The sequence below is a fragment of the Chroococcus sp. FPU101 genome (genome assembly GCF_017312365.1).
Classification (GTDB): Bacteria; Cyanobacteriota; Cyanobacteriia; order Cyanobacteriales; family Microcystaceae; genus Chroococcus.
On sequence record NZ_BLJI01000005.1, the window covers coordinates 13,701 to 38,290 of the forward strand.

The following is a 24,590-nucleotide window of genomic DNA, read 5'->3' on the forward strand; positions in this document are numbered from 1 at the left end:
TTTAGTCAAAACTTAACTGGGTTCCTTGTATTTATTTTCACAAAAATAGTACCAATGATGATTTTACCAAGATTTGACAAAGAACTTTAAAATAGATTAAGGATTCTTGATTTTTTCAACCCCCCACGGATATATGACTGACGTTCCTGTTTCTCGCATTCGTAACTTTTCAATTATTGCCCACATCGATCACGGCAAATCGACTTTGGCCGATCGTATGTTGCAGCTAACAGGAACCGTCGAACAACGGGAAATGAAAGAACAATTTCTCGATAATATGGATCTTGAACGGGAACGCGGCATTACGATCAAGCTTCAAGCGGCTAGAATGAATTATACCGCCAAAGATGGTCAACACTATGTGATTAACCTGATTGATACTCCAGGACACGTCGATTTCTCCTATGAGGTATCCCGTTCACTCGCTGCTTGTGAAGGAGCTTTATTAGTGGTTGATGCGTCTCAAGGAGTAGAAGCGCAAACCTTGGCTAACGTGTATCTCGCTTTAGAAAATAATCTCGAAATTATTCCCATTTTAAATAAAATCGATCTCCCCAGTGCTGAACCCGAACGAGTAGCCAATGAAATTGAAGAAATCGTGGGTTTAGATTGTAGTAACGTGATCAAAGCTTCGGCGAAAGCAGGGTTAGGAATTGATGACATTTTAGAAGCGATCGTCCGACAAGTTCCCCCCCCACAAGATACCGTCAACCAACCGCTACGGGCCTTAATTTTCGATAGCTACTATGATGCTTATCGCGGTGTCGTCGTTTATTTTCGGGTGATGGATGGAACCGTCAAAAAAGGCGATAAAATTCGTTTGATGGCATCAGGCAAAGAATATCAAATCGATGAACTCGGTGTCCTTTCTCCCCAGCAGATCCAAGTCAACGAACTCCACGCAGGAGAAGTAGGTTACTTTGCCGCAGCCATTAAAGCGGTTGCTGATGCGCGGGTGGGCGATACGATTACAAGTGCCGATCAAAGTGCCACCGAACCATTACCTGGTTATACTGAAGCTAAACCGATGGTATTCTGTGGTTTATTTCCCACTGATGCGGATCAATACGGAGATTTGCGAGAAGCGTTAGATAAACTGAGTCTCAATGATGCTGCATTATCCTTTGAACCTGAAACCTCTTCTGCGATGGGTTTTGGTTTTCGATGCGGGTTCTTGGGACTACTACACATGGAAATTGTTCAAGAACGCTTAGAAAGAGAGTACGATCTGGATCTAATTACAACTGCGCCATCAGTAGTCTATCGTGTGACGACAATGGATGAAACAGTCGAAGAAATTGATAACCCCAGTCAGTTACCCCCTCCTCAAAACCGTTTAAAACTCGAAGAACCTTATGTTAAAGTCGAAATCATCACACCCGAAACCTATGTGGGGACTTTAATGGAGTTGTGTCAAAATCGGCGCGGTATCTTTAAAGATATGCGTTACTTTACCCAAACTCGTACCGCATTGATCTATGAAATTCCTCTTGCTGAAGTCGTTACTGACTTTTTCGATCAAATGAAATCTCGCACAAGAGGTTATGCAAGTATGGAATATCAACTGATCGGCTATCGGGAAAATCCTTTAGTTAAACTGGATATTTTAGTCAATGGTGATCCAGTTGATGCTTTAGCGATGATTGTCCATCGGGATAAAGCTTATAATGTGGGTCGCGGACTGACAGAAAAACTGAAAGAATTAATTCCTCGTCATCAGTTTAAGATTCCCATTCAAGCGGCGATCGGAGCTAAAATTATTGCCAGTGAACATATTCCCGCACTTCGTAAAGACGTACTAGCCAAGTGTTATGGTGGGGATATTAGCCGTAAGAAAAAACTACTCGATAAACAGGCTAAAGGTAAAAAACGCATGAAAGCCATTGGAACCGTTGATGTTCCTCAAGAAGCATTTATGGCGGTTTTGCGTTTGGACAATCAGTAATTCTTTATTTTAGATTAGGCCTTGGTTAACTTAGCTAAAAGTTGGCCAAGCCATTTAAGTTTTAGGGATGAATTAAAAGACAATTTGCTAATCATTAAAGTACTATTGAAACGTGACTTTTCAGATTAATCAGATTTTCCTGACCGCTTTACTGAAGTTTATTACGCTAATATACCCAAAAATTAAATAATAAATACATTGAGGGTATCTTAATTAAGAAATGTCTTAAAAATCCTGACAATTATTGTTTTAGAGATTAAACTAGAAGAAGCAAAAAAGTATTCAATGATACTAGACAGGACGAATAATGGTAGCTCCCTTAGATATTAATCCAGAAACTAGACCAGAATCGCAATTAAGAGAAATTCAAGACGCAGCGATCGGACTAGCCGCAAAAAATCTCAATCCGACGATCTTAAGTGTCGAGTTTCTCAAGTATAGCGGAATTATTCCTGCTGATTGGGAACTGAGCGCACAACCTGTCATGAACCCTAATTTTGCTCAAATTAACTTCCAAAATGGGGTAAGTATTGTTGCTCAACCCAGAACCATCACATTTACAGCGATTCTCAATCATCCTAATCTAAAAGATTTCAAACTACCCGACATTGCCAGCAATTTTATTGAAAAACTTCCTCACGCTGAATATCAAGGAGTTGGGATTACAACTAGAAGTATTATTCCATTTCCTAGTAGTCCTGATGCAGCTAGACAGTATATTACCAGAACTTTACTGTCCCCTGGGCCTTGGCAAGATTTTGGACTCAACCCAGTACAAGCAGGGATTAATTATCTCTATCAATTAGATCGCTGTCAATTTAATCTAAACATTAACGAAGCGAAAGTGCAATTACCCGATCAGCGCGCTCTTCCTGCGGTTCTGTTTGCAGGCAATTTTAACTATACAATTGAAACTGAGAACGAGGTAGAAAGACTCGCACTACTTAAAAGCGCACTGAATCAATGGGACAATGATTTAAGAACTTTTAGTGAAATCGTTCATCAACGTTTTTTAGGACAGCAAATTAGTGTTTTTCCCTCATTGATCCCGAATTAAAGGAAATTTAACACTGATGCTTAAACTTTATGGAGGAACTCGTACAAGGGCAACGATCGTTCGATGGTATCTCGAAGAGTTGAAATTGCCCTACGAGTCTATTTCTGTTGATATATCAGCAGGAGAACACCGCAAACCCGAATTTTTAGCCATTAATCCGATGGGAAAACTCCCTGCATTAGAAGATGGAGATTATAAAATATGGGAATCTGGCGCAATCCTGCTCTATCTGGCTGATAAATATGACAAAACGGCAGAAAATGCTCAAATTCGGAGTATTTTTGCTCAATGGGTGATTTTTGCTAATGCGACCTTAGCTTTGGGGATCTTTTTGGACGATCGTAGAGATCAAGAACTGCCCAAATTATTGCCTTCAATTGAGCAAATCCTTCAACAACAGCCGTTTTTATGTGGGGATATTTTGACTGTAGCAGATATAGCAGTGGCATCCTATTTAAACTATGGTTGCACTCTATTGTCACTCGATTATAAGGACTATCCAGTTATCATCAGTTATCTCGATCGATTGAGTCAAAGAGAGGCTTTTCAAAAAGCTTTTGGTACTTATCCGATTTAACATCATTGCTCGTTGGAAGTTTTCGTATTTTGAATCATTTCTTGAATTGTTTCAGTATTGCCAAGTTCGTAAACGCTTATCAAACCGTTCTCAATGGTAAAAATTTGCCGAACTGTTGCATTCGCAAGCACATTGCCTTGCAAATCTTTGATGATTTGATGAACGGTGACAATGTTCCGATTGTTTTCGTCCGTCTCGAATTTTAACGTCTCAAGCTCTACTTGAATATTCTTAAATTGATTCGTCCAGTATTCGCGCACCGCATCGCGTCCATAAACGAAACCGCCTTCCAACCCGTTCGCCCATTTCACGTCTGGGCGCATCAGCGAGATGATTGTTTCAATCTCGCGTTTGTTAAAAGCATCGTATAAATTTTGCAGAAACTGTTGATTTGAACTCATAATTATTCATCTGACCTCTTGCTCTTAGTAAAAAGAAATGCAAAAGTATTGTTTTTTACATCTATCTAACGGTAGATATTTTATAACAAATAATTTCATTCATCAGCTTGATGACAGGGGATCTTAAAAATTGCTATTGGTAAGCAATCTTCTAAATCTAACTTAAGATGCTGCAACAATCGTGGAAAACAGAATTACAAGATTTAATCAGGGGCATTTCAGGCGGCTTTTTATTTGGTATTCCATTGATATATACGATGGAAGTTTGGTGGATTGGTTCCTATACTAAACCTCCTTTAATGTTGAGTGTTTTAGCCGTTACATTTTTAGTTCTTTTTTTACTCATTCAAACCGATGGGTTTCGTAAAAATAATTCTCATAGCTTCATACAAATTGTAACGGATAGTGTCGAAGCCCTAGCATTGGGTATTATCAGTGCGGCGGCTATCCTGATTTTGTTACAAGAAGTGACCATAGAAACCCCTTTAGATGAAACACTCGGTAAAATTATCTTTGAAGCCGTTCCGTTTTCTTTGGGTGTAGCATTAGCCCAAACATTAATTAGTGGTGGTGGTGAAGAATCAGAGGAAGAACAGCCACAGTTAACAGGTTCAGAGCGCAAAAAACAACGCTATCATGCAGCATTAGCGGATATTGGTGCTACTGCTGTCGGTGCGATATTTATTGCTTTTAATATTGCTCCGACTGATGAAGTGCCAACATTAGCAGCACCAACTACAGCACCTTGGCTAATCGCAGTTATTTTAACCTCTTTATTGATTTCCTATGGTATTGTCTTTGTCGCTAACTTTACAACACAACAAAAGCGGTTACAACAAGAAGGAATGTTTCAGCAACCCATCGTCGAAACAGTCATGTCTTATGTTATTTCTCTGGCATTAGCAGCATTTATGTTATGGTTTTTCCACCGCTTAAGTTTGACTGATCCTTGGCCGATGTGGTTACGTCATACAATTTTATTAGGACTTCCTGCAACTGTCGGGGGTGCCGCAGGACGCATCGCTATATGAATAAGAGTAAGTCTTTAGGTTCTCGTGCTAAAAATGCAATTCCCGCAGAATGGGTAACATTTGCGATCGCATTATTAATCGTTCTGTCAATGATTGGTTTAGTTCTGTATACTTGGTTGACTCAAGACAAGCAACCCCCCGTGTTATCGATTACTCGTAGCGAAATTAGGGAAACACAAGGACAATTCTATATTCCCTTTAAAGTCACAAATACAGGTGGCGAAACAGCAGAATCAGTTCAAGTGCTCGGCGAATTTCTGCTCAATGGAGAAATAGAAGAATCTGGAGAACAACAAATCGATTTTCTGTCAGGGGGGGAAAGCCAAGAGGGAGCATTTATCTTTACTCGTAACCCACAAAACGGTGAGATTGTTTTACGAGTGGCTAGTTATAAACTTCCCTAAATTCGTCTCAAAACTCAGCCATGAAAGCAGGATACACTAGAAAAAAGTGTGAAACATTAAAAAAAGAGCTAGGAATGGATATACGCGCAGTAGATACGACACTGTTAAATTGGACAGGAGATGCCATAGCTGTTGGTTTATCTGAAGGAACAACAGAACTAACTGGAGAACTTGCCCAACTCAATGAACAACTGTCAAGAACCATCCAAGAACTAATTACAGATAATGAATTTGAAGGAAAAATCGGCACCACAGCAGTATCTAGGGTGGGTGGTGATCATTCGATCCGCAAAATTATTTTAGTGGGTTTAGGCAAAACCGAAGATTACAAGCTAGATACCCTCAGACGTGCGGCGGCTAGTATTTCTCGTGTGGCTAAACAAGAAAAAGTTAAAACACTGGGAATCAGTTTACCTGTAGTTGGAGATAACGCTCGCTCTACGGCACAAATTATCACTGAAGGTTTCCTACTGGCATTACACCAAGACGATCGCTTTAAATCCGAAAAAAAACCAACTAAATTAGAAACAGTCGATTTATTAGGCTTAAACGGTCAAGATGAAGCCGTTCGTCAAGCTGATTTGATTGCTTCTGGTGTCATTCTAGCCCGTGAATTGGTCAATGCTCCCGCCAATAGTGTAACACCTGTCACAATGGCTAATCTTGCCGAACAATTAGCCACCGATTATGGTTTAGCCCTCGAAATTTTAGAGCAAGCCGAGTGTGAAGCTTTAGGAATGGGTGCGTTTTTAGGTGTTGCTCAAGCGTCTGATCTTCCTCCCAAGTTTATCCATCTCACTTATAAACCCGAAGGCACACCCCGCAAAAAAGTCGCTATTATCGGTAAAAGTTTGACTTTTGATTCGGGTGGTTTAAACATCAAAGGTGCTGGTAGTGGCATTGAAACGATGAAAATGGATATGGGAGGCGGTGCGGCAACTTTAGGCGCGGCCAAAGCTTTAGCCCAACTCAAACCCGATGTCGAGGTACATTTTATCTGTGCTGCTACGGAAAATATGATCAGTGGTAAGGCAATGCACCCAGGAGACATTCTAACGGCTTCTAATGGCAAAACGATTGAAGTGAATAATACGGATGCTGAAGGACGGTTAACGCTGGCTGATGCGCTGGTTTTTGCGGAAAAATTAGAACTAGATGCGATCGTTGATTTGGCGACTCTGACGGGTGCTTGTGTGGTTGCACTAGGCGATGATATTGCGGGTTTATGGAGTACGAATCCAGATTTAGCCCAACAAATCAAAGATGCAGCCGAACGTGCGGGCGAGAAGTTTTGGGAAATGCCGATGGAAGAAAAGTATTTTGATGGTTTAAAGTCTGGAATTGCTGACATGAAAAATACTGGCCCTCGTGCAGGGGGTTCTATTACGGCTGCTTTGTTCCTCAAGCAGTTTATTAAAGAAACACCTTGGGCTCATTTAGATATTGCAGGCCCAGTTTGGACAGACAAAGATCATGGTGTTAATAATACGGGTGCGACTGGTTTTCCTGTACGCACTTTAGTTAATTGGGTGATGAGTTAGGTTTTTTGTGGAGACGTGATCAAAGCGCGTCTCTACTATGAATTAAACACCGCTTTTTTATAGGCCGCCCAACCTCCCAAATGAGAAATATCGGGCCAGTTATATTGTTCGACTAATTCCTGTGGATAGAGCATAGCGATCGCTGTTTGTCCATCTTCTAAAATCACTTCAGACGGATACATATGAGGAGGTTCAGTCGAAACCAGATAATCAAATTGTTCGGCACTTAACTGATAAAGTTCTCCTGGGATTGAAATTCCGCCTTCTGGAACTTGATAAATCGCGGGATGCCATCCATCTACTGCTGCATGAAGACGATAGAGGGGTTTGGTTCGTGTTTCTCTAATAAATTCGGCTGATTGCAGATTTTGATGATCGGGTTGCCCGCGTAAAGCTGAACCACAAATAAAAACTTGTTTGCTTCCGTTTGCTATCTCTGTCATTGTGTGAGTGATCCTTAGATTAGAAGAATTATTGACCAACCTTTGATTCTAGCTGAATTTGTTCCATTTCCCGAATTACTCTTTCTTTACTCGCACTCAAATGCGATGTAATAGCTTCTTTGGCTGTTTGTGGATTCCGCGATCGTACTGCGTCATAAATTGCCCGATGTTCCATGCGAATATCGAGAACTAATGGATTATTTTTAGTGGTTTGTATCCTAAGTAACTGCATTTTATCGAAAACTTGGTCTAATAACAAAACGAGCCAAGGATTTCCTGAACTTTGAGCTAAGAGACGATGAAAACGATAATCTAAATCAAGCTGACGAAAACAGTTTAATCGCGTTGGTTTTGCTGCTACTAAGCGTTCTGCTTGCTCTAACATCATTTCCATCTGTTGAAATTGTGTTTCTGTCGCATGAAGACAAGCATCAGCTACCGACAGTTGTTCTAAACTAATCCGACAGTCGTATAATTGTATTGCATCTGCACAGCTAAATGTAGCCACTCGAACGCCACCACTCGGTTCTAAATTGACTAAATTTTCTTGCTGAAGCAGTCGAATCGCTTCTCTAATGGGTGTTCTACTGACTTGCAATTTTTCAGCTAACTGAGTTTCTACCAATCGTTGTCCAGGTTCAAGTTCGCCACTTAAAATCGCTGTTCTTAAAGCTTGATAAGCTTGTACCTGTAATGAATGTCTGCGTTGCAAGGTATGGGGAGATAAAGTCAAAATAATTCTCCTTTTAAGTGCGAAGGTCGCAAAACGGATCTACTGTTCATTTTAAAGAATTGTGCTAGATGTATTTGCCATTACAGTCATTATTCGTATTCAACAAGACCCCTGTGTACAGTATACAAATAATTTCGATGACACTAGGTAAAATTAAAGCCAAAATTACAAAATTTTACTCAAAAAATTATGAGAAAAATATGAATAATTTAGCTGAGATTTTGACAACAAAAAGCTTTAAACCTTAAACAGCTTTTTCAATTGTTCTAAGCGAGCTTGATAGGGAGCATATCGCCAATTGAAATCAAAGCGAAAGCTTTTTTTAAGGATACTTTTGTGATGCGAGAATGTATCAAAACTTGCTTTGCCATGATATTTCCCCATCCCACTATCACCAACACCCCCAAAAGGTAAGTTCATGACTCCGACTTGCATTACGGTATCGTTGATACAAACGCCACCCGAAGAAGTTTGATTTAAAACCTGCTCTTGTTGGTGACGATCGTTAGAAAATAAATAAAGTGCTAAAGGTTTAGGACGACTGTTAATCAATCGAATCGCTTCATCTAATGTATCATATTCTAAAATTGGCAAGATGGGGCCAAAGATTTCCTCTTGCATAATCGAAGAGTTTAGAGAGACATTTGTCATTAATGTTGGTGCAATATAACGCTGCTCACGGTTGACTGTTCCTCCCGTAATAATGCTGCCATCTTTGAGAAATTCGATGAGCCGATCAAATTGTCGATGATTAATAATTCTGGCATAATCAGGACTTAAAAGTGGGTTCTCACCATAAAATGTTTGAATACAGTTTTGGATAGCTTGAATCAAATCATTTTTAATCGCTCGATTTACTAAAATATAGTCTGGAGCAATACAAGTTTGTCCAGCATTAATAAATTTTCCCCAAGTAATGCGTTTAGCAGTTTCTTGTAGATTAATATTAGTATCGACCAGACAAGGACTTTTTCCCCCTAACTCCAAAGTTACGGGTGTTAGATGTTTAGCCGCCGCTTCCATAATAATTTTGCCGATTTTTGTTCCTCCAGTAAAGAAAATATGCTCAAATTTTTCAGAAAGTAATTGCTGACTGACTTCAATACCTCCTTCAACCACTGTAATATAGTTTGAATCAAAGGTATTTTGGATTAAATCAGCAACAACACGTGAAGTATGGGGAGCTAATTCTGAGGGTTTTAAAACTGCACAATTACCCGAGGCGATCGCACCCACTAAAGGACTTAATAAAAGTGTAAAAGGATAGTTCCAAGGGCCAAGAATGAGAACCACTCCCAAAGGTTCAGGAGATACCCAAGCAGTAGACGGAAACTGTTCAAGAGAGGTTTTATATTTCTTCGGTTTGACCCAACTTTTTAAGTTTTTGAGGGCGTAATCAATTTCTTGTGTTACCGAGATAATATCAAAATAGCCTTCAAATTCTGGTTTGTTTAAATCAGCATTTAAGGCTTTTAAAACTTGTTGTTTATGCTCACTCAAAGCGATTTTCAGTTTTTGAAGTTGAGTCAGTCGATATTGAATCTCTTTTGTTTGATGAGAAGCAAAAAAAGCTCTTTGCTTAGTGAGTATTTCTGAAATAGGTGTTAAGGTGAGCATAATTATAATTTAATGTAACTGTTTTTAGGTTAACAACTAATTAACCTTTTTAGAAAAGCGCAATTTAGCCGAACGAGAACGAGGATTTTGTTCTATTTCAGTCGCTTGGGGAATAATGGGTTTTTTAGTGAGGACTTCGAGATCAGGTGATTGTCGAAAAGCGTGTTTAATCATGCGATCTTCGAGACTATGAAAGCTAATTATACCAACAATTCCATCAGGTTTTAGCCATTGCGGACATCGATTTAAAAACCGTTCTAAAGATTTTAATTCTTCATTAACAGCAATGCGAAGGGATTGAAAAACACGGGTTGCAGGGTGAATTCGTCCATAACGATAGCTACGGGGAACACAACGAGAAATCGCTTCGGCTAAATCAGTCGTTGTCGCGAAGGGGCGTTGTTGTACAATTTGTCTAGCAATGCGACGGGATAGACGTTCTTCCCCATACTCATAAAATAAATTGGCTAAATCGACTTCCTTCCAATGATTAATAATATCAGCCGCCGTCAGTGATTGACTACGATCCATCCGCATATCAAGGGGAGAAGCATGACGAAAACTAAAACCGCGTTCGGGATGATCAAACTGTGGAGAACTGACCCCTAAATCAGCGATAATACCATCAAACTGAATTGAACCAGAATCGTAGTCGGCGAAATTTCCCTGCCATACGGTTAATCGTTCGGGAACATAAGCCGCTAAGATTTGAGTAGCTTCGGCGATCGCAATTTCATCTCGATCAATTCCAGTGACTCGTGTATTTGGCTCGGCTTCTAAAATCAAACGACTATGACCACCTCCACCCAAGGTAGCATCTAAATAATGACCTTGGGGGTGAATATTTAATCCAGTGATCAATTCATGACTTAAAACGGAAAGATGGACAAAATTTGGAGATTGTGAGGATAAAACCATTGCTGTCGAAAACGATGAATAAAAATTGAGAAATTTGTCAATTAATCACTTTTAGATGTTCAATAGGCTATATTTACAGGAACTTATCATGTTTCAATTTCTTCAAAAACGTAAAGAATCTCTCTGGGGAGATCGTTATAATTATAGATTGGGCGAATAAGGTTCATGTTCATTTTTGGCTCTTCCCTATTTGACTTGAGCAGAATTTTGACACGCTTGTTAATAACCAGTGTTTTGTCTACCGTGGGAATTTTAAGTGGTTTTGTTCCTGAATTCTCGTGGCATTCTACCCAGTTAAATTTTAATTCTTCGGCTTATACGCAAGATGTTACAGATGATCAGGTGAATAAATATGCCAAAGCTGTGTTACAAATGGAATCTTATCGCCAACAAGCTTATCGAGAGATTACGCAAATTATGGGTAAAACACCGCCAGAAATTGTTTGTAATCAACGAGATAGCTTTAGAAGTTTACCAACCTTAGCTCAAAGAGTTGCTGTAAATTACTGCAATACCTCTAAAAAAATTGTGGAAAGCAGTGGTTTAAGTTCCTCTCAATTTAATGCTATCACGCTGAGAGTTCGTTCTGATGACGGCTTAAAACGACGCATTCAAAACGAAATTCGTCGTCTTCAACGAGCCAATAACTAAAGGTTATGCTGATTTTTACCCAATGTCTATCTCACTCCGTCAAAGCGATTCTCTTCACACTTCCTCTCTCTTCTGAAGAACGTCTCAAAAGTCGTCATCGTTTTGAATCAGATAATGGACAGACCTTATTTATCAATCTTAAACGAGGAACCATTCTACAAGACGGAGATATTTTACAAGCCGAAACAGGCGAATGTCTGCAAATTATCGCTAAACCTGAACCCGTTTTGACTATTACAGCCAGCGATCCTCATTTACTCCTCAGAGCAGCGTATCATTTAGGAAATCGTCATGTAAGAGTAGAAATCACGCCGAATTATTTACGTCTAGCACCCGATTTAGTCCTTCAACAAATGCTAGAACAGTTAGGAGTTGCTATTAAAGCAGAAATTCAGCCTTTTCAACCCGAAATCGGTGCCTATCATCAACATTAAATCAATATGAAAGAGATTTTACAACAGCGACGGCAAAAATTAGCCAAACTCTTTCCTAATCCTGCTATTCTTTGGTCTGGGGGTGCATCATCTCGTAATTTTCCCTCTAACCGCTATTCGTTTCGTGCGAGTAGCCATTTTCTGTATTTTGCGGGTATTCCTTTAGAAAATTCAGCAATTCGGTTAGAACAAGGTAAGTTAGAATTATTTATCGATGATCCGCATCCAGATAGTACACTTTGGCATGGCGCAACCCCAAACCGTAGAGAAATAGCGGCACAAATGGGGGCTGATGCTGATTATCCTCTATCTGAATTAATCAAATATACCAAAGATGCCGCGACGATCTCTGTTCAAGATCCCAAAACCTATGATCAACAATGTCAGCATCTAAACCGTTTTCTTACCTTTGAAGGAATAGACTTAGAACTAGCTCAAGCTATAGTTAAACTGCGTCTCGCCCATGATGCAGCAGCCCTCTATGAACTTAAAAAAGCCGCTTCAGTTGCCATAAAAGCACACCTAGCAGGCATTAAAACCACTGCAAAGGCAAAAACAGAAGCCGAGGTTAGAGCAGCGATGGAATCGGTGATTACTGCTCATAATATGACTTGTGCGTATCAAAGTATTGTGACGGTACACGGTGAGATCCTTCACAACGAACAATATCACCATTCTTTAAAATTGGATGACTTATTATTAGCTGATGTGGGTGCTGAAACCGCTAAGGGGTGGGCATCTGATATTACGCGAACTTGGCCCGTTTCTGGGCAATTTTCCCCCACGCAACGCGACATTTATGATGTGGTTTTAGCGGCTCATGATGCGTGTCTGGCTAAAATGCGTCCAGATGTGGAATATCGGGAGATTCATCTATTGGCGGCTAAAGTAATAGCAGAAGGTTTAGTGAGTTTGGGCATCCTACGAGGTGATTCTGATAATTTAGTCGAAATGGATGCTCACGCGCTGTTTTTTCCACATGGCATTGGACATTTATTAGGCTTAGATGTACATGATATGGAAGATTTGGGCGATTTAGCGGGGTATAAAGATGGCAGAATCAGAAGTAATCGCTTTGGTTTAGGCTATTTACGCTTAGATCGACCTTTGCGATCGCAGATGCTGGTTACTCTTGAACCAGGGTTCTATCAAGTTCCTGCTATATTAAGAAATCCTGACAATCGCGTCAAATATCAATCCGTAGTGAACTGGGATAGATTAAGCCAGTTCGAGGATGTTCGAGGAATTCGCATCGAAGACGATGTATTAATTACAGAAGATGGAATAGAAGTCTTAACCGCAGCATTACCGACACAAGCGGCTCATCTAGAAGAACTGATGAGAGATTAAGAAACTGTTTAAATTCTCATTTTGTAAACCATTTAGCAGTTTAATTATAAGTATAGGTTTATCTATTTTCATTCTCTTCATTTTTAACTTATGAAAGAATTTCTGGATTTTTTACAACATAAATACGCTTATGTAGCGATTGGCGAGTTTCATCCAGGGCGGTTTGCCGAAGCCCAAAGATTATACGAGAAAGCCGTTTCAACTTATACGACTGGATTCAAAAAAGCCTATCTCTTACAAAAACCAGGTACCGATGAAGGTATTGCTGTAATTGTGTGGGATGACATCGAAGATATGGAATATAACAAAAATTCGGTCAATCAAGCTTTGATGAAAGAAATGGCATCTTTATTCGTTAAACCTCCTGTCACTAATTTTTATGAGGTGTGTAGCGAAATTGGAGGGCTACAAGAAGTAAGACTGTAAGATTGAGGAATTATCAGGGTTAGCGTCAAATAGTACGCTAACTCTTCAAATAAACGGTATCAGCTATGGCGGAACAGGACTTTAAAGCAATGTCTTATGATGAGTTAATTGATCATGCACTGTCTCAAGGTGAAGGATCACAAGCATTAGAAGAGTATGTAAGACGAATTAAAAACGATCCTCAAGTTATTACTATCGATCCTAAATCTAATCCTAACTGGACAGATCAATTTACTCAACACGTTCGCCAAAAATACCCCCAGTCCACAAAATAATCGCGCTCTTTTCCCCCAAACTTGATATTCATCCATTACCCTAGATAAAAGGGTACGTTGATGGCTCATCATGATTGGACAAGTTAAATCGAGTTATTCAGTCGCGTGGATTCAGAAAATAGCAGAAATACCGAAAAATCAATGGGATGCTTTAGCCCAACCTCTCGCTACACCCTTCATGGAATGGGAATGGATTCATAATTTAGAATCATCAGGTAGTGCAACTCTTAAAACAGGATGGCAACCCTGTCATCTAACCGTATGGCGCGATCGTCAACTGATTGCTGCTGCTCCGTTGTATATTAAAAGTCATAGTTATGGTGAATTTGTTTTTGATCACCAGTGGGCTGATTTATCCCATCGTTTAGGAGTAAGGTACTATCCGAAATTATTGGGGATGATTCCTTTTACTCCAGCAGTCGGATATCGTTTTTTAATTGCACCGAATGAGGATGAAGCAACAATTACTGAATTGATGGTATCAGCAATTGATCATTTTTGCGATCGCAATCATCTTTCAGGTTGTCATTTTCTGTTTGTTGACCCAAACTGGCGTTTAGTGATGGAACAACAGGGGTTTAGTAATTGGTTACATCATAGCTATATTTGGACAAACCAAGGTTTTAACAACTTTGATGATTATTTAGCTGTTTTTAATGCTAATCAAAGACGTAATATTAAACGAGAAAGAAAAGCAGTAACTCAAGCAGGTTTATTCATCAAAACCTTAGCAGGTGAAGAAATTCCACATCATTTATTTCCACTGATTTATCGTTTTTATAGCAATACTTGTGATAAGTTTTACTGGGGAAGTAAATATTTAACCCATAAGTTTTTTGAGCAACTCTATCCAAATTATCTAGAACGAGTGGTTTTAATTGCAGCTTATCGTGATGAGAATGAACATAAACCGATTGGTTTATCATTTTGTCTCAGGAAAGACAATAATTTTTATGGTCGTTATTGGGGAGCTTTTGAAGAATATGATTGCTTACATTTTGAAGCGTGTTACTATCAACCAATAGAATGGGCAATTAGTCAAGGAATTACCATGTTTGACCCTGGTGCAGGGGGACAACATAAGAAAAGACGCGGTTTTCCTGCAACCGCCAATCATAGCCTACATCGATTTTATCATCCGAGAATGAGCCAGATTTTCTCACGCTATATTGATGAAGTGAATTTAATGGAACAAGAAGAAATCGACGCAATGAATCAAGATTTACCGTTTACTAAGCGAGACGTTGAGATTGAAGTTTAAAGCGATCGCAGTACCTAATAAAATTAAACCACACCCAATCAACATCGAAAGCGTGAGGGGTTCTCTTAAAAAGATCGCTCCTGCAAGCATCGCAAACAAAGGAATAAGATACGCAACGGTAAGAGTTTGAGTTGAACCAATGGTTTGAATTAAATGAAAATAAAGAATATAGGCTAAAGCAGTTGAAAATAAAGCAAGTGTAACAACCGCTAAAATAATAGTCGGTGTGGGATAAATTTTTGGGACAGTAAATGGTAAAACAGGAATCAGAAAAATTGCAGCACTGAGTAAACTGACACTAGCAATAACGAGAGATGGAACCCCTGATAAATACTTTTTAGCATAAGAAGCAGCGATCGCGTACATCATTGAAGCGGTTAAACCTGCACCGACAGCGAGAAAAAATACAGATGTACCATCAATTGCTTTCCATCCGACTAAAATCGTCACTCCAAGAAATCCTAGAATAAAACCCACCAAACGACTACCCGTTAACTTTTCTTTTTGCCAAAGTGCTGCGACAATGACACCAAATAAAGGTATGGTCGCATTTAAGATCGAACTAAAACCAGCAGGCAAAAACAGAGAACCAAAAGCAACTAAAGAAAAGGGAATAGCAGTATTCAAACAACCCATAATGAATAAGGGAACCCAATGACGGCGCACCTCTGACCAACAATTGAGATAAATTAATAAAGGTAAGAGTGCTAAACCTGCAATCAGTACCCGAAGTTCAATTAACCAAATGGGGCCTAGAATAGGGGATGTCATCCGCATAAAGATAAAAGAACCACCCCACAACGCCGCTAAAAAGAATAATTCAGCAATATAAATTAATTTCACCAATCACCCTCAATCACAATAACTTCCCAATCTATAATCAGGAATTTTCGCTTAATTACCCGATGAAAACTGCCTAATTCTTTCATTTTGTAAATTTTTTATAACATCAATTTTGAATTGTGAAGGACTATAAATTAATAATATTATATTTTTAAAGTTTTGTAATAATCAATAACAAAATTATGCGTTTTATTAAGAAGAATTCTATTTCACAAGTATTATAAATTGCTCGAAGTCAGTGGACATATTATTAAAAGTAGAATCAAATTAATATATTTAAAAAGTAATATGACCACCATTAACAGACTTAACAAATTAATTGAATTTGCTTGGAGTGTGCCACTTTTAGGACAGTTAATTAACCGAATTGCTGTCAACAATTTGGCTAACTCGAATCCACCTCGACCGCGCCCCTACAGCCTTTGGTCGGCTAAAGAAAAACCAGACGTTTCTGATTATACAGCTTGGCCTTCCCTGACGGATCGAGATTTTTCGGGTCGCCATCTGCCCCCTGCTCCTCAATCTTATACAGATTCTCTTCCACCAGATAAACCTTATAATCCTCAAGAAATCGGCGAGATTACGGCACTTTTTATAAGAAAAGACGGGGTAATGATTAAAGATCGATCTAGCGTGCTATTTATGTTTTTTGCACAATGGTTCACCGATAGCGTTCTACGGGTTGACTCCAATGATCGACGTAAAAACACCTCTAATCACGAAATTGATTTATGTCAGATTTACGGACTTGAGGAAACAACAACAAATATTTTGCGTTCCCATGAAAAAGGCAAACTCAGAAGCCAAATAATTGACGGTGAGGAATATTTAGATTACCTCTATGAGCAGGATGCAGAGGGACGACTAGTTGCTAAAAAATATTACGAAAATTTGCCATTTATCAGCAAGATTGATGAAATTTTAAAGGAATTCCCTGAAAATACACGAGAAGACCGTAAGAAAAAGCTTTACGCAACAGGACTAGAACGCGGTAACGCCAGCATCGGCTATGTAGCGATTAGTACTTTGTTTATGCGTGAACATAATCGGATTTGCAAAGAATTACAAACGCGTAATCCGAAATGGGATGATGAACAGTTATTCCAAACGGCTCGCTTGATCAACATCACACTGCTCTTAAAGTTTATCCTGCAAGACTACATTAATCATATTTCTGGAGCAAAAGTATTTCGGATGGATACATCGTTTGCCGACAGAGACAAATGGTATCGCAATAGTTGGCTTGAAGCAATCTTACATACATTGCAAAAATCGATTATAACCCACTGGGGCGCAACGGCATTACAGAGATGGTACCTCAGCAATTGGGTAGAGTACAAAAGATGGTATCGAACCAACTGGATCGCTATTGAATTCAATCTTTTGTATCGGTGGCATAGCTTAGTACCAGATGATTTTGTTGTCAACGATCGCGTTTACTCTGGTAATGATTTCAGGTCAAACAATCAGATTTTGGAAGATGTTGGCATCGGAACGGTGTTAAAAGCGGCTTCTAAACAAGCTGCGGGCAAAATTGGTTTATTTAATCATCCTGATTTTTTGTTAGGCGCAGAATATCAAAGTATCAAAATGTCGAGAGATTTTAGATTACGTCCATACAATGAATATCGCGCTCAATTCGGACTTCCTAAGTTTAGCAAGTTTAGCGAAATCACAAAAAATGTGCAGATTCAGAATGAGCTAAAAAGACTTTATAACAACGACATCAACAAAGTAGAGTTTTTGATTGGTCTATTTGCGGAAGATCCGACGGGAAATGGACTATTTGGAGGATTATTACAAACGATGGTAGCCAGTGATGCTTTTACACAGGCGTTAACCAATCCATTATTGTCACAAAATATTTTTAATGAGAATACCTTTACGGAATATGGGTACGATTTGATCAAGAAAACGAGAACCTTACAAGACTTTGTTGATCGCAATATAACCCCAGACCCCAGTGTCAAAGTCGCTTTTCAAGTCAATTAATTGATGTTCTCGTCTCTTTATATTAGACAACGGGTTTGGTCTTTCTACCCTTATAAAATTCTGAAATTGTATCAGATGTAAATCCGATGTTAGCGATGAGGATTTCCAAAAATGACAAAAGAGGTTGAACTGGAACTGACAATAATTAATTGTAAGATATTGTAAAAATTGCTTGATACTGAACCCATTTTTTGCTCTACGGAGGATAACCGATGAATGATATTCCGACTGAATGGCTCGACTGGTTAGCTGTCTTTGGTTATCTTGGTTTTACAGCCTTGATTATTTGGCGAGTTTTTACAAATCAGCAACAAAAACCCTAATTTCTTTAAGTAAATTAAACCCTTTTAGCAAACAGGACGCATTGAAAGTAAGATCGTTTTACACCAAGATAGTGAACTTCATTATAGACATTTTAATCCATGCTAGAAAAAATTCTATACGCAGATTCGGGAACTGGGCATACACGAGAAATGCTGGATGTATTAATGGATATCCCGACCATTAAAAAAGCATCTTTAACCCTTCTCCACGTTGTTCCACCACAAATTACGGCTGAAGCACTTAGTACAAAATGGCAAGAGGGAAATAAAGTTATTTCTGATATTTTAGAATCTGTTCATCTTGATCCAAGTAAGGTTTCTAGTTTATTGCGTCAAGGTGAGCCTAAAGATACGGTTTGTCAGGTTGCTGAAGAAATTGATGCCGATTTAATTATTATGGGTTCACGGGGTTTAAATCGTTTGGAAGCGATTTTAGAAAATTCGGTGAGTCAATATGTTTTTCAACTAACTAACCGTCCTATGTTGTTAGTTAAAGATGATATTTATGTAAAAAAGATTAAGCGAGTCATGGTTGCTTTAGATAAAACACCTGCTGCTGATTATGCTTTAGAATTAGCCCTTTTCTTGCTGAGAACTTATCCTGCAGAACTCATCTTAGCACGAGTTAACCCTGATTTAAAACCCGAATTATTACCCCTTTCTCAAAAAGAAATGGAAGAAAATCCGATTATTGCTTCGGCTGTTGCTAAAGCAAAACGCTTAAATATTCCTTATCGTGTGTTGTAAAAGGTGGCAAACCAGGGGAACAAATCTGTAAAACTGCCGAAGAATATAACGCAGATTTATTAATATTAGGCTCTCCAGATCGTCGTCCCTCTATTGCTAAAAGTTTACCCGATTTAGATCGGTTATTGGGTAGTTCTTTATCAGATTATGTGAGAGTCAATGCTAATTGTCCAGTCTTATTAGCTAGAAAAGACGCTTAATGATATTGGGGTTTGGTCGCCAAACCCTTATTTTTGTATTTGATTTTAGAAAGGTAGATCTTCCTCCTCTTCTATGGCTTTTTCTCGCAATACTAAAATTGTTTCCTTAACTTCTTCAATGGGTAATTCTTCAAAAATTTCTCCAAGTGCTTTTGACCAATCTGAAGTCACTTTAACAGATAAATCAAAAGACTCATTATAAGCTGAAAGAACTTTGACTAATTCATTGATTTTAATCGTTTTCGTGGTACGGTTTTGACTCGATAATTGAAACCCATTAACATTAGTTAACTTTCTTTGAGCCATCACTTTTTTGATTCGAGTTTTTAAATGATCAATTTCTGTATCTAGTTTTTTCCAGTTGGGTTCTATTTGTTGATATCGGGTCACTAAAGCATTAATATCTTCGGTATCTGGATCTGGATTAATTAATTGGGCGAGTTGTAGAAGTCGATGATGAATTTGGGACAAATATACAACGTCCATTTTGGCATAAGCTAATTGTTTTTCGCTTAACGGTCTTCGGTTCCAGTCGCTACCTTGTTCAGATTTATCAATGGATGGAAAATAACAAAGATTTTCGGCTAATGTTTTTAGCTGATAGTTGGGTAAAGGAATGATATAATAGGGAATAGATTTAGCCATTTCTAAAGTACAAGTTACATTTTTAACCTTTCTTTTACCTCCTAAATACTGAACATCAAACTGTGCATTATGAAAAACCTTATCAATGGAAGGATTCATCATAATGGTTTCAATAAATTCATTAACTAACTTCGGTTGTTCTAAGACATCTAAAACTGAAACTTGCTCACCACTAAGATCCGTTGAATTATCCAAGACTTGTATTAAAGAGAGTTTGGCTTTATCTTTAGTTTTATAATCAGCGACTTCTACATCTAACCAAAGAGTTTTAGCTTGAGAAGAATGTACGATCGCATTTTTGATATCATCTATATCTGTTAAGTAAGGCATCAGGAGAAAACAATGTTTAATAAAATGTTGGTGGCGATGGATATGTCTGAAATGGCTAAAGATGTTTATTCTACGGCTTTATCAATGGCCATAAAACATCATGCTAACTTAATTTTGTTACACGTTCTAACCTCAGAAGAAAATTATAGCCCTCTTTTGATCCCACCAAACCTTAGTGAGATCTATCCTGTTACGGGAGGAAACGACTTAACTTTACAAACGTGGCGCAAACAATGGGATGATTTTGTTCAAGAAGGACTAGAAATGCTTAAAACTCGTGCCGCAGAAGCCACAAAAGCAGGAATTAAGGTCGATATACAACAAATATACGGGAATTCAGCAAGAACTATTTGTAAAATAGCCGAAGAATCAAATGTTGATCTAATTATCTTGGGTAGACACGGTAGATCGGGTTTAAGCGAATTATTATTAGGCAGTGTTAGTAATTATGTATTACATCACGCCCCCTGTTCAGTTTTAACAGTGCAGTTACCTGTAAAAAATGGGGAATTATAAGATCAAAACTTTTGATCTTCCCTAATGACAAACATTAATAAACTAACAACATGGCTAGAAACTCGCTTTTGTACACCTGCTTATAGTGGTTGGGTGTTATTTGGTTTAGCGATCTGTTTTTTTGGTGCAGCAACCAATACAATGGCAGGATGGTTATATGTGCTGAGTGGATTGATTAGCGCATTATTAATCATTGGTGCTATTTTACCAGTACGATCGCTACGACATCTCACTATCTCTCGTCTCCCCATTTCTCCAGTAACAGCAGGTGACGATCTTATTATTACCCTAGCACTCGACAACCCTACCTCAGATCATAAAACTTTACTCCAAATAGAGGATCAAATTCCCTTAGTTTTAGGAAAACCATACACACAAGCAATAGAAGTCATTCAACCCCAAAGTCAATATCAATGGGTGTATTACCTTCCTACCCAACGTAGAGGGGTTTATCAATGGCAGGATGTTAACTTAAGAACTGGAACACCACTGGGGTTATTTTGGTGTCGTCGTCAACAGGAAATACCCGCAGCTTCGGCGATCGTTTATCCTACCGTTTTATCCCTTCAACAATGCCCCATTATCGATAGTATTGGACAAGACGACAATATCCAGTTTCAGAGTGACTATCGCGCAGCCAAAGCAACAGAAGGTGTTACCCGCAACCTACGCCCCTATCATTACGGTGATCCGATGCGGATGATCCATTGGCGAACCAGCGCAAAATTAGGAGAATTTAAGATCAAAGAATTGGAAGTCATGACAGGGAGTGAAGATATTGTCATCACCTTAGATAGTGCTTCAACTTGGAATAAAGATATCTTTGAACGCGCTGTTATTGCCGCAGCATCCTTATATTTTTATGCCCAACAACGACAAATGAATGTCAAACTTTGGACAGCCCAAACAGGTTTAATTTTTGGTAATAGTTATGTACTCTCTACTCTGGCGGCTGTAGAAACTCAAGAAGAGGCTAAGTATTCAATACCGTTCACTTCACCTTTAATTTTATTAACTTCAAATACCACTCATTTAAGTTCACTATTAGATAATAGTCGTTGGATACTTTTTACTGAACCTGAAACCACTCAACCAATATTAACACGGCATTTAAAAGGTTTAATTATTAATCCTGAAGAAGACTTACAACAACAGTTACAGATATTTTCTGGAATTACTTAATTGATTCGAGCGATCGCAAGATGATAAACTCGGTATAATCAGACATAAAACCTTGAAATGGCGAATTTACTTCCAGAAACGTTAATTTTAATTACGAAGCTTGTCCCTCGCTTATTTGATGTAATTAATCTTGCAACAGCAACAGAGTATAATTTGTTTGAGCAGTATGGTGAGACAGAAGCAATTTTATATGAGTTGGAACAAATTAAAAATGCTACAGAACGAGCGAGATCCTTTTATAATCGTCTTGATACGCTTACCTTACAAGTTGCTGAATCTCAACCGATCGCTAGTTCTGCTGCACTAAATTTACTGACATTGTGTATCGAACAAGCACAAGCAACGGCTGATGCAGTAGAAGCAACCGCACAAGAAACTAAAAGAACTTGGGGTATATAATGAACACAGAAAAAATAATTCCTGATGCAGCAACAAGAGCAAAAAACGTAGAACGTTGGATAAGAAGTTTGCCTAATGTTTGATCGCCGAAATGCCATGTTAGATGAAACGAGTGCAATTTTAGAAGCCGAACAGAAAAATAATCCATACTATCAATACCGTCAACGAAAACTTCAAGAAAAATCCTTACTTGGTGAAGATCAGCAGACACGATAAAATAGAAAGACTGTAAGTCATCACTAGGTCATCATGGGCAATACCTTCGGACAATTATTTAAAATAACCACCTTTGGCGAGTCTCATGGTGGGGGTGTTGGCGTTGTTATTGATGGATGTCCACCTAGATTAGAAATTTCTGAAGAAGAGATCCAGTTAGAATTAGATCGCAGGAAACCAGGACAAAGCAATATTGTAACACCGAGAAAAGAAAGCGATATCTGTAAGATTATCTCTGGTGTCTTTAAAGGGAAAACGACTGGAACACCGATCGCTATTATCGTTCCTAACACCGACGCACGTTCCCAAGATTACAATGAAATGGTTGAGAAATACCGTCCTTCTCATGCCGATGCTACCTATGATGCTAAGTATGGGCTGCGTGACTGGAGAGGTGGGGGAAGATCTTCTGCTAGAGAAACCATTGGTAGAGTAGCAGCAGGTGCAATCGCAAAAAAAATCCTTAAACAGATCGCAAGTGTCGAAATTATTGGTTATGTAAAGCAAATTAAAGATCTACAGAGTAAAGTTGATCCCAATATCGTCACCCTAGAACAAGTAGAAAACAATATTGTACGCTGTCCTGATGCCGAGTGTGCTGAAAAAATGCTTGCTCTGATCGATCAGATCATACGCGATCACAACTCGATTGGAGGAATTGTCGAATGTGTCGCCCGTAATGTTCCGCAAGGTTTAGGGGAACCCGTTTTTGATAAATTAGAAGCGGATCTTGCTAAAGGTGCGATGTCACTCCCTGCAAGCAAAGGGTTTGAAATTGGTTCAGGGTTTGCGGGAACGCTTCTTACAGGAAGTGAACACAATGATGAATATTATCTTGATGAGACAGGGAACATTCGTACTAAAACCAATCGTTCAGGGGGAATTCAAGGAGGGATCAGTAACGGCGAAAATATCGTGATCCGAGTCGCTTTTAAACCTACTGCAACCATTGGCAAAGAACAAAACACCGTTACTCGTAGCGGAGCAGAAACGACTCTAGCAGCAAAAGGAAGACACGATCCCTGTGTTTTACCTCGTGCAGTGCCGATGGTTGAAGCGATGATGGCTTTAGTCTTGTGTGATCATCTGCTACGTCATCAAGGACAATGTAGCTTGTCAGGAAAGTTTGACTAATTGTTTAAATATCCCCCTAGTCCCTATTGACCGCAAAGCTAAGAGTATAAAGGGTTTTAAATAGTATCTATCTACAGGATGATTAATTGTTACAAAAAGTTTAAAATAAGGAGGATCATTAGCGTAGCTCACCCATTATGCCTGATTCCTCTAAAACGGCTGATCAAACCTACAATGCTATTTTAGACGCCTTAAATCAATTGATTGGAGTCGTTGCCCAATTGCGATCGCCAGATGGGGGATGTCCTTGGGATCTCGAACAAACACCCGAAACTCTGATCCCCTATGTCATTGAAGAAGCTTATGAAGTCGTTGATGCCATTAAAAGTGGTGATCAAAATGCGATCGCAGAAGAGTTAGGAGACTTATTATTACAAGTGGTTTTGCAGGCTCAAATTGCTAGTGAAGCGGGACAGTTTAGCCTACAAGAAGTCGCACAAGGTATTACAGAAAAGTTGATTCGTCGTCATCCTCACGTTTTTGGCTTTCTAGAGGTAACCAATTCTGACGAAGTGCGCCAAAATTGGGAAAAAATTAAGGCTCAAGAAAAAGGAGAAACACCCGAACAAACTCAATTATTAACTCACAAACTGAAACGATATGCTCGTAGTTTACCCCCTTTAATGGCTGGTATGAAAATCTCACAAAAAGCGGCGGCTGTTGGTTTTGAATGGGAAAATATAGAGGGAGTTTGGGATAAATTTAGTGAGGAATTAGCCGAATTTAGAGAAGCTTTAGAGACCGAAGATAAAGCACATCAACAAGCTGAATTAGGAGATTTACTATTTGTGATCATTAATTTAGCTCGATGGTATGGTTTAGATCCTTCTAATGCCTTACAAGAAACTAACATAAGATTTATTAAAAGATTAACTTTAGTAGAGAATTTTGTCGAACGTCCTTTAAGTGACTATAGTTTAGAAGAGCTAGAAACAATGTGGAAACAAGCAAAAGCTACATTAAGAGAACAGGGAGAGTAAAATAAGAAGTTAGATAGAT

At 38.8% G+C, this 24,590-nt stretch carries 26 protein-coding genes and 1 pseudogene; 20 read left to right on the plus strand and 7 right to left on the minus strand.

Going from position 1 to position 24,590, the window contains the following annotated elements; all coding sequences use genetic code 11:
* The first annotated feature begins 133 nt into the window (after positions 1-133).
* From lepA to CFPU101_RS07195, 3 genes are all read left to right on the plus strand, one after another.
* On the plus strand, positions 134-1,945 hold the full coding sequence (gene lepA, locus CFPU101_RS07185) for a translation elongation factor 4 (RefSeq protein ID WP_206814651.1): 1,812 nt from the start codon (positions 134-136) through the stop codon (positions 1,943-1,945).
* A 307-nt stretch (positions 1,946-2,252) separates the two neighbouring features.
* Complete coding sequence (locus CFPU101_RS07190; protein ID WP_206814652.1) at positions 2,253-3,002, plus strand: hypothetical protein; 750 nt, start codon at positions 2,253-2,255, stop codon at positions 3,000-3,002.
* A 16-nt stretch (positions 3,003-3,018) separates the two neighbouring features.
* Positions 3,019-3,579: a glutathione S-transferase family protein gene (locus CFPU101_RS07195; RefSeq protein ID WP_206814653.1), complete on the plus strand. Its 561-nt coding sequence runs from the start codon at positions 3,019-3,021 to the stop codon at positions 3,577-3,579.
* 2 nt (positions 3,580-3,581) lie between these two features.
* Here the strand turns inward: CFPU101_RS07195 and CFPU101_RS07200 are convergent, their stop codons facing one another.
* Positions 3,582-3,980 (minus strand): nuclear transport factor 2 family protein, encoded by a 399-nt coding sequence (locus tag CFPU101_RS07200; protein WP_206814654.1) that lies wholly within the window; start codon positions 3,978-3,980, stop codon positions 3,582-3,584.
* 167 nt (positions 3,981-4,147) lie between these two features.
* Here CFPU101_RS07200 and CFPU101_RS07205 point away from each other — a divergent pair, with 167 nt between their 5' ends.
* From CFPU101_RS07205 to CFPU101_RS07215, 3 genes are all read left to right on the plus strand, one after another.
* Positions 4,148-5,011 (plus strand): TIGR02587 family membrane protein, encoded by an 864-nt coding sequence (locus CFPU101_RS07205; protein WP_206814655.1) that lies wholly within the window; start codon positions 4,148-4,150, stop codon positions 5,009-5,011.
* Positions 5,008-5,415: a TIGR02588 family protein gene (locus CFPU101_RS07210; protein WP_206814656.1), complete on the plus strand. Its 408-nt coding sequence runs from the start codon at positions 5,008-5,010 to the stop codon at positions 5,413-5,415. The genes CFPU101_RS07205 and CFPU101_RS07210 overlap by 4 nt, the downstream gene beginning before the upstream one ends.
* Positions 5,416-5,489: 74 nt before the next feature.
* Entirely contained in the window at positions 5,490-6,956 is a 1,467-nt protein-coding gene (locus tag CFPU101_RS07215; protein WP_206814657.1) for a leucyl aminopeptidase, read from the plus strand.
* Between the two features lie 35 nt (positions 6,957-6,991).
* On the opposite strand, the gene CFPU101_RS07220 is transcribed toward CFPU101_RS07215, so the two are convergent.
* The 4 genes from CFPU101_RS07220 to rsmH all read right to left on the minus strand — a co-directional run bounded on the left by CFPU101_RS07220 (position 6,992) and on the right by rsmH (position 10,667).
* Positions 6,992-7,399 (minus strand): gamma-glutamylcyclotransferase, encoded by a 408-nt coding sequence (locus tag CFPU101_RS07220; protein WP_206814658.1) that lies wholly within the window; start codon positions 7,397-7,399, stop codon positions 6,992-6,994.
* A gap of 28 nt (positions 7,400-7,427) precedes the next feature.
* Complete coding sequence (locus tag CFPU101_RS07225) at positions 7,428-8,132, minus strand: GntR family transcriptional regulator (RefSeq protein ID WP_206814659.1); 705 nt, start codon at positions 8,130-8,132, stop codon at positions 7,428-7,430.
* A gap of 237 nt (positions 8,133-8,369) precedes the next feature.
* Positions 8,370-9,749, minus strand: a complete 1,380-nt coding sequence (locus tag CFPU101_RS07230; protein ID WP_206814660.1) for an aldehyde dehydrogenase — start codon at positions 9,747-9,749, stop codon at positions 8,370-8,372.
* A 36-nt stretch (positions 9,750-9,785) separates the two neighbouring features.
* On the minus strand, positions 9,786-10,667 hold the full coding sequence (gene rsmH, locus CFPU101_RS07235; RefSeq protein ID WP_206814661.1) for a 16S rRNA (cytosine(1402)-N(4))-methyltransferase RsmH: 882 nt from the start codon (positions 10,665-10,667) through the stop codon (positions 9,786-9,788).
* Positions 10,668-10,832: 165 nt separating this feature from the next.
* Here rsmH and CFPU101_RS07240 point away from each other — a divergent pair, with 165 nt between their 5' ends.
* From CFPU101_RS07240 to CFPU101_RS07265, 6 genes are all read left to right on the plus strand, one after another.
* Positions 10,833-11,318 (plus strand): DUF4168 domain-containing protein, encoded by a 486-nt coding sequence (locus CFPU101_RS07240; RefSeq protein ID WP_206814662.1) that lies wholly within the window; start codon positions 10,833-10,835, stop codon positions 11,316-11,318.
* A gap of 5 nt (positions 11,319-11,323) precedes the next feature.
* Positions 11,324-11,752, plus strand: coding sequence for an urease accessory protein UreE (gene ureE / locus CFPU101_RS07245; protein ID WP_206814663.1), 429 nt, complete (start codon positions 11,324-11,326; stop codon positions 11,750-11,752).
* A 6-nt stretch (positions 11,753-11,758) separates the two neighbouring features.
* Positions 11,759-13,102, plus strand: coding sequence for an aminopeptidase P family protein (locus tag CFPU101_RS07250; RefSeq protein ID WP_206814664.1), 1,344 nt, complete (start codon positions 11,759-11,761; stop codon positions 13,100-13,102).
* A gap of 90 nt (positions 13,103-13,192) precedes the next feature.
* A complete protein-coding gene (locus CFPU101_RS07255; RefSeq protein ID WP_206814665.1) occupies positions 13,193-13,528 on the plus strand; it encodes an antibiotic biosynthesis monooxygenase in 336 nt (111 codons plus the stop codon).
* Between the two features lie 65 nt (positions 13,529-13,593).
* Positions 13,594-13,803, plus strand: coding sequence for a hypothetical protein (locus CFPU101_RS07260; RefSeq protein ID WP_206814666.1), 210 nt, complete (start codon positions 13,594-13,596; stop codon positions 13,801-13,803).
* Positions 13,804-13,873: 70 nt separating this feature from the next.
* Positions 13,874-15,064, plus strand: a complete 1,191-nt coding sequence (locus CFPU101_RS07265) for a GNAT family N-acetyltransferase (RefSeq protein ID WP_206814667.1) — start codon at positions 13,874-13,876, stop codon at positions 15,062-15,064.
* Here CFPU101_RS07265 and CFPU101_RS07270 read toward each other — a convergent pair.
* Positions 15,026-15,907 (minus strand): DMT family transporter, encoded by an 882-nt coding sequence (locus CFPU101_RS07270; RefSeq protein ID WP_206814668.1) that lies wholly within the window; start codon positions 15,905-15,907, stop codon positions 15,026-15,028. The two genes, CFPU101_RS07265 and CFPU101_RS07270, sit on opposite strands and share 39 nt — an antisense overlap.
* A gap of 288 nt (positions 15,908-16,195) precedes the next feature.
* Between CFPU101_RS07270 and CFPU101_RS07275 the strand changes: the two genes are divergently transcribed.
* Positions 16,196-17,899, plus strand: a complete 1,704-nt coding sequence (locus CFPU101_RS07275) for a peroxidase family protein (protein ID WP_206814669.1) — start codon at positions 16,196-16,198, stop codon at positions 17,897-17,899.
* Between the two features lie 422 nt (positions 17,900-18,321).
* Positions 18,322-19,169 (plus strand): annotated as a pseudogene (locus CFPU101_RS07280) (universal stress protein).
* A gap of 45 nt (positions 19,170-19,214) precedes the next feature.
* On the opposite strand, the gene CFPU101_RS07285 reads toward CFPU101_RS07280, so the two are convergent.
* A complete protein-coding gene (locus CFPU101_RS07285) occupies positions 19,215-20,144 on the minus strand; it encodes a ribonuclease D (protein ID WP_206814670.1) in 930 nt (309 codons plus the stop codon).
* A gap of 12 nt (positions 20,145-20,156) precedes the next feature.
* Between CFPU101_RS07285 and CFPU101_RS07290 the strand changes: the two genes are divergently transcribed.
* The 6 genes from CFPU101_RS07290 (at position 20,157) to mazG (ending at position 24,571) form a co-directional block, all read left to right on the plus strand.
* Positions 20,157-20,660 (plus strand): universal stress protein, encoded by a 504-nt coding sequence (locus tag CFPU101_RS07290; protein WP_206814671.1) that lies wholly within the window; start codon positions 20,157-20,159, stop codon positions 20,658-20,660.
* 24 nt (positions 20,661-20,684) lie between these two features.
* Entirely contained in the window at positions 20,685-21,842 is a 1,158-nt protein-coding gene (locus CFPU101_RS07295; RefSeq protein WP_206814672.1) for a DUF58 domain-containing protein, read from the plus strand.
* A gap of 57 nt (positions 21,843-21,899) precedes the next feature.
* Complete coding sequence (locus tag CFPU101_RS07300) at positions 21,900-22,241, plus strand: hypothetical protein (protein ID WP_206814673.1); 342 nt, start codon at positions 21,900-21,902, stop codon at positions 22,239-22,241.
* A gap of 75 nt (positions 22,242-22,316) precedes the next feature.
* The gene (locus tag CFPU101_RS25485; RefSeq protein ID WP_242577809.1) at positions 22,317-22,457 is read left to right on the plus strand and encodes a hypothetical protein; all 141 of its coding nucleotides are present in this window, start codon (positions 22,317-22,319) and stop codon (positions 22,455-22,457) included.
* A gap of 33 nt (positions 22,458-22,490) precedes the next feature.
* The gene (gene aroC / locus CFPU101_RS07310) at positions 22,491-23,591 is read left to right on the plus strand and encodes a chorismate synthase (protein WP_206814674.1); all 1,101 of its coding nucleotides are present in this window, start codon (positions 22,491-22,493) and stop codon (positions 23,589-23,591) included.
* 137 nt (positions 23,592-23,728) lie between these two features.
* Positions 23,729-24,571: a nucleoside triphosphate pyrophosphohydrolase gene (gene mazG / locus CFPU101_RS07315; protein ID WP_206814675.1), complete on the plus strand. Its 843-nt coding sequence runs from the start codon at positions 23,729-23,731 to the stop codon at positions 24,569-24,571.
* Positions 24,572-24,590: the final 19 nt, after the last annotated feature.

Bases quoted from the DNA above. Each gene is read 5' to 3' on its own strand.
- CFPU101_RS07190 (WP_206814652.1), top strand. From the start codon at position 2,253: ATGGTAGCTCCCTTAGATATTAATCCAGAAACTAGACCAGAATCGCAA.
- mazG (WP_206814675.1), top strand. From the start codon at position 23,729: ATGCCTGATTCCTCTAAAACGGCTGATCAAACCTACAATGCTATTTTA.
- CFPU101_RS07220 (WP_206814658.1), bottom strand. From the start codon at position 7,399: ATGACAGAGATAGCAAACGGAAGCAAACAAGTTTTTATTTGTGGTTCA.
- CFPU101_RS07265 (WP_206814667.1), top strand. From the start codon at position 13,874: ATGATTGGACAAGTTAAATCGAGTTATTCAGTCGCGTGGATTCAGAAA.
- CFPU101_RS07260 (WP_206814666.1), top strand. From the start codon at position 13,594: ATGGCGGAACAGGACTTTAAAGCAATGTCTTATGATGAGTTAATTGAT.
- CFPU101_RS07275 (WP_206814669.1), top strand. From the start codon at position 16,196: ATGACCACCATTAACAGACTTAACAAATTAATTGAATTTGCTTGGAGT.
- CFPU101_RS07195 (WP_206814653.1), top strand. From the start codon at position 3,019: ATGCTTAAACTTTATGGAGGAACTCGTACAAGGGCAACGATCGTTCGA.
- CFPU101_RS07285 (WP_206814670.1), bottom strand. From the start codon at position 20,144: ATGCCTTACTTAACAGATATAGATGATATCAAAAATGCGATCGTACAT.
- lepA (WP_206814651.1), top strand. From the start codon at position 134: ATGACTGACGTTCCTGTTTCTCGCATTCGTAACTTTTCAATTATTGCC.
- CFPU101_RS07210 (WP_206814656.1), top strand. From the start codon at position 5,008: ATGAATAAGAGTAAGTCTTTAGGTTCTCGTGCTAAAAATGCAATTCCC.
- CFPU101_RS07230 (WP_206814660.1), bottom strand. From the start codon at position 9,749: ATGCTCACCTTAACACCTATTTCAGAAATACTCACTAAGCAAAGAGCT.
- aroC (WP_206814674.1), top strand. From the start codon at position 22,491: ATGGGCAATACCTTCGGACAATTATTTAAAATAACCACCTTTGGCGAG.
- CFPU101_RS07250 (WP_206814664.1), top strand. From the start codon at position 11,759: ATGAAAGAGATTTTACAACAGCGACGGCAAAAATTAGCCAAACTCTTT.
- CFPU101_RS07215 (WP_206814657.1), top strand. From the start codon at position 5,490: ATGGATATACGCGCAGTAGATACGACACTGTTAAATTGGACAGGAGAT.
- ureE (WP_206814663.1), top strand. From the start codon at position 11,324: ATGCTGATTTTTACCCAATGTCTATCTCACTCCGTCAAAGCGATTCTC.
- CFPU101_RS25485 (WP_242577809.1), top strand. From the start codon at position 22,317: ATGTTTGATCGCCGAAATGCCATGTTAGATGAAACGAGTGCAATTTTA.
- CFPU101_RS07290 (WP_206814671.1), top strand. From the start codon at position 20,157: ATGTTTAATAAAATGTTGGTGGCGATGGATATGTCTGAAATGGCTAAA.
- rsmH (WP_206814661.1), bottom strand. From the start codon at position 10,667: ATGGTTTTATCCTCACAATCTCCAAATTTTGTCCATCTTTCCGTTTTA.
- CFPU101_RS07240 (WP_206814662.1), top strand. From the start codon at position 10,833: ATGTTCATTTTTGGCTCTTCCCTATTTGACTTGAGCAGAATTTTGACA.
- CFPU101_RS07200 (WP_206814654.1), bottom strand. From the start codon at position 3,980: ATGAGTTCAAATCAACAGTTTCTGCAAAATTTATACGATGCTTTTAAC.
- CFPU101_RS07300 (WP_206814673.1), top strand. From the start codon at position 21,900: ATGGCGAATTTACTTCCAGAAACGTTAATTTTAATTACGAAGCTTGTC.
- CFPU101_RS07205 (WP_206814655.1), top strand. From the start codon at position 4,148: ATGCTGCAACAATCGTGGAAAACAGAATTACAAGATTTAATCAGGGGC.
- CFPU101_RS07295 (WP_206814672.1), top strand. From the start codon at position 20,685: ATGACAAACATTAATAAACTAACAACATGGCTAGAAACTCGCTTTTGT.
- CFPU101_RS07255 (WP_206814665.1), top strand. From the start codon at position 13,193: ATGAAAGAATTTCTGGATTTTTTACAACATAAATACGCTTATGTAGCG.